Source organism: Allofournierella sp., assembly GCF_048388525.1.
In the GTDB taxonomy this organism is placed as follows: domain Bacteria; phylum Bacillota; class Clostridia; order Oscillospirales; family Ruminococcaceae; genus BQOK01.
In genome coordinates this window covers 1-2,454 of the sequence record NZ_DBGCTQ010000115.1, presented here as the reverse complement: position 1 = coordinate 2,454, position 2,454 = coordinate 1, and the positions used below count along the sequence as shown (strand labels likewise).

The 2,454-nt window shown below is 60.1% G+C and carries 1 protein-coding gene; it reads left to right on the top strand.

Going from position 1 to position 2,454, the window contains the following annotated elements:
• Positions 1 to 2,454: PolC-type DNA polymerase III (locus ACMLHZ_RS13990; protein WP_418668286.1), on the top strand; the 2,454-nt coding region annotated here is incomplete at both ends.

The window sequence follows — 2,454 nt, the reverse complement described above, 5'->3', positions numbered from 1 at the left end:
GTGGAGCTGCACCTGCACACCAAGCTTTCCAGCATGGACGGCTTTTGTGACCCGGGCGAGGTGGTGCGCATGGCCCACCGCATGGGGCACCGGGCTGTTGCCATCACGGATCACGGCGTATGCCAGGGATTCCCGGAAGCAATGCTGGCGGCTGAGTCGATCTGCAAAAGCGACCCGGACTTCAAGCTGATCTATGGCTGCGAGGCCTATTTTGTGGACGACATGATCCCGGTGTTGTACGGTGAGGCCGAGGGGCCGCTGACCGGCAGCTTTGTGGTATACGACACCGAGACCACGGGCCTTGACCCCAAAAGCGAGGCGCTCACCGAGATCGGCGCGGTGGTGGTGGAGAACGGGCAGATCACCGAGACCTTTGGTACCTTTGTAAACCCTGGCAAGCCCATTCCGCCCAAGATCGTGGAGCTTACGGGGATCAACGACGCCATGGTGGCGGACGCCCCGCCGCCGGACGAGGCCATTCGCCAGTTTGCGGATTTTGCAAAGGGGCGGGTGCTCATTGCCCACAACGCCCACAATTTTGATATGCGTTTTATGCGTCTGGCAGCCCGGCGGGCGGGCTTTGAGCTGGAAAATGCCTACATCGATACCCTGCCCATGGCGCAGAGCCTGTATCTCGGCCTGCGCAATTACAAGCTGGACACCATCAACGATCACCTGGAGATCGAGCCTTTCAACCACCACCGGGCGGTGGACGACGCCATGGCCCTGGCAAAGATCTTCTGCAAAATGCTGGAAGATCTGAACCTGAAAGGGGTCAAGCGGGTGGAACAGATCAACACCGGGCTCGGCGGCGGCAACAAGGCGGTGATCAAAAAGAAATACTATCATCTGATCATTCTGGTGCGCAACCAGCTGGGGCTCAAAAACCTTTATAAGCTGGTGAGCGAGGCCCACACCAAATATTTCTTTAAAAAGCCCCGGGTGCCCCGCAGCGTGCTGGATCAGTGCCGGGAGGGTCTGCTCATCGGCTCGGCCTGTGAAGCGGGTGAACTTTACAGGGCGATCGTGGATGGCCGGAGCTTTGAGGAGCTATGCCGCATTGCCGAGTATTACGACTTTTTGGAAGTGCAGCCCCTGGGCAACAACGAATACATGCTGCGGGAGCACCTGGTAGACTCCATCGAAAAGATCCAGGAGTTCAACCGCACGGTCATCCGCCTGGGCGAGGCGCTGAACAAGCCGGTGGTGGCCACGGGCGACGTGCATTTCCAGGACCCGGAGGACGCAGTCTACCGGGCGGTGCTGCAGGCCGGCAACGGCTTTAAGGACGCCGACAACCAGGCGCCCCTTTATTACCGCACCACCGAGGATATGCTGGCCCAGTTTAATTACCTGCCGCCTGAAAAGGCATTCGAGATCGTGGTCGCAAACCCGGGCAAGATCGCGGATATGTGCGACGGCGGCATCCGCGCCATCCCCAAAGGCACCTTTCCGCCCTCGATCGAGGGGGCGGAGCAGCAGCTGCGCGACGCCACCTGGTCCACCGCCAAAAAGCATTACGGCGACCCTTTGCCCGAGATCGTGCAGACCCGGCTGCAGCGCGAGCTGGATTCCATCTGCGGCCACGGTTTTGCGGTGCTGTATGTGATTGCGGTCAAGCTGGTGGCCTATTCCAACGCGGGCGGCTACCAGGTGGGCAGCCGCGGCTCGGTGGGATCGTCGGCGGTGGCGCATTTTTCCGGAATTTCCGAAGTAAACAGCCTGCCGCCCCACTACCTGTGCCCCCACTGCCAGTACAGTGAATTCATTACCGACGGCAGTGTGGCCGACGGCTTTGACCTGCCGGATAAAAACTGCCCGCGGTGCGGCGCCAAGCTTACGGTGGACGGGCACGATATCCCCTTTGAAACCTTTTTGGGTTTTGACGGCGACAAGGAGCCGGACATCGACCTGAACTTCTCGGGCGAGTATCAGAGCCAGGTGCACCGTTATACCGAGGAGCTGTTCGGCAAGGAGTTTGTGTTCAAAGCGGGCACCGTGTCCGGCCTGCAGGATAAGACCGCCTACGGCTACGTGAAAAAGTATCTGGAAGAGCGGGGCCGCATTGTGAACCGGGCCGAGGAAAACCGCCTGACCCTGGGCTGCACCGGCGTTAAGCGCACCACCGGCCAGCACCCGGGCGGCATGGTAGTGGTGCCGGACGTGCACGAGATACAGGATTTCTGCCCGATCCAGCACCCCGCCGACGACAAGGAAAAGGGCGTGCTCACCACCCATTTTGAATTTAAATACCTGCACGAAACCCTCTTAAAGCTGGACGAGCTGGGGCACGACGTGCCCACCATGTACAAGTACCTGGAAGAGATGACCGGCATTACAATGGAAGAGGTGCCCATGAACGACCGCAGGGTCATCAGCCTGCTCACCTCGCCCGAGGCGTTGGGGGTCACCCCCCAGCAGATCGACAGCGAGACCGGCACCTTTGGAATTCCA